This is a genomic window from Vibrio sp. 10N.261.52.A1, assembly GCF_002876325.1.
Classification (GTDB): domain Bacteria; phylum Pseudomonadota; class Gammaproteobacteria; order Enterobacterales; family Vibrionaceae; genus Vibrio; species Vibrio chagasii.
Map to the genome: position 1 here is coordinate 1 of NZ_MCYD01000922.1, position 1804 is coordinate 1804.

Genomic DNA, 1804 nt, shown 5'->3' on the forward strand with positions numbered 1-1804 from the left:
AATCTAATCGATGTTGTTGGCTTAGCTTACTGTAAATGGTTTTATGTTTTCGGTGAAATTATGATGGTATCGAGGCACTTATTCTGTAGTTATTTACCTATGGGTAAAATGTGGCCTCAGTTAGTTGAGAACGCCTTTGGCACTAGCAATCCTAAAAGGGGAAGATAAGTTAATAATGGGCTACGGCTCTTTTAACCTGAATCGTCTGGAGTTGAGTGAAAACCAGACACAGATATTAGTGGAAACAGCCATCAGAGAGCACAAAAAGTATAATCTACCAACGAAATATTTGACGTTTGAAAGTATGAGGCTCGAATGGGAAAAAAGTCTGAAAGCGGCAAATATTCTCGTTAGTAACTATGAACCACGCATTATAAGTAGGTTTACTTATAACAAAGTTGATTTTCTGAAAGATAAGAGTCGTTCCGATTTTCTTGACGTCGTTGGGAAGAATGTATCCTTGCTTAAACAGGATAAAATTTCTGCCAAAAAATTTCGTGAGTCATTTTCTTCGGTGAATGGTAGAGAAGTTAGGTGTGCGATTGTCGCAAAGATGAAAGATAAATTACTCGCGGTTCGAGCAAATCAACAAACCTCTTTTCATCAATTGGCTGCCTTAGGGCTAGAAAAGAATGACTTCGACATGGAAAGTCGCTTCGGAAAATGAAATTGTTAAAAACAAAAGGGAGTTTGAATAACAGTGACCTCAAATACGGAATTGTTGACCTACTTAGTTGTTACTTTGTTATATGCGTTCATGCCCGGTCCGGCGATGCTTTATAGTATTGCTCAAGCGGTGTCAGGAGGGAAGAAAGTAGGAATAATGGCAGCTTTCGGCCTTCATATAGGAGGGTATGTCCATGTGATTTTAGCTGTATTAGGTTTGTCTTCGGTGCTTTTAGCTAATCCTACTCTCTATTCAGTTATTCAAAAGTTAGGAGCTCTTTACCTCGTTTGGTTGGGGTTCCAGCGTATCTATCTAACTAAAAAGTTAAGGGTTACTTCTCGCGAAAGTAATATGCCCTCTCCTAACAGAACTTTCATTGAGAGTGTCATTGTAGATGTTTTGAACCCTAAAGCTGCCATTTTTTATCTTGCTTTTTTGCCACAGTTTGTGAATGAAGTAGGGAGTATTGCTGTGTGGGCGCAATTGCTCATTTTGGGTGTTTTTACGAATTTAATGTTTAGCAGTGCAGATCTTTTAAGTGTTTTGATGGCGAGTCATCTACATAAAAGGTTCAAAGAAAGAAGTCACTGGGTTGATTTTTTCTCAAGGTGGTCTGGAAGTATTTTTATACTGTTAGGTGTTATGGCCTTGGTAAACTCTTCGTGAGTTTAGGGGCACTACTCAATTTAAACTTGCAAGTTTCAAAACTGAATACACAATCAGAGCGTTCATTACTGGCATGTAATACCAAGTGATAAATTTAACTTTCTGGTGTTTCGCCCGTTAGCTCTTACGAGGATGAGTATGAAAATCGTATATGAAATTAATGTGACCGAAAAGCAGCATAAAGAAATAATGATGTTGCGGAATCAATCATTTCCAAAGCATCAAGTTGGGCGTTCCTACTTTAAACAACTCCCTCATCTTCGGGCGCTACAGTATGAAGGAGACGTGCTTGTCGGGTATCTCGGATTAGATTATCGGGTAATAAAGGTTGGGAATGAAGTACACAGGGTTTTGGGGATAGTCGACTTTTGTGTTGCTGAACATTATCGGGGTCAAGGGATTGGTACGTTTATGTTATCCGAGGTTTCCTTGTTTTGTGAAGGTAAGGGGGTAGACTGTAGTGGCATAGTG

The 1804-nt window shown here is 39.2% G+C and carries 3 protein-coding genes; all 3 read left to right on the forward strand.

What is annotated here, in order from left to right; all coding sequences use genetic code 11:
* Positions 1 to 136: 136 nt before the first annotated feature.
* A complete protein-coding gene (locus BCT81_RS20085) occupies positions 137 to 667 on the forward strand; it encodes a hypothetical protein (protein ID WP_133152666.1) in 531 nt (176 codons plus the stop codon).
* 33 nt (positions 668 to 700) lie between these two features.
* Positions 701 to 1333 (forward strand): LysE family translocator, encoded by a 633-nt coding sequence (locus tag BCT81_RS20090; protein ID WP_102425581.1) that lies wholly within the window; start codon positions 701 to 703, stop codon positions 1331 to 1333.
* 138 nt (positions 1334 to 1471) lie between these two features.
* Positions 1472 to 1804, forward strand: a 333-nt coding sequence (locus tag BCT81_RS20095) for a GNAT family N-acetyltransferase (RefSeq protein WP_133152667.1), incomplete at its 3' end; no start/stop codon positions are given.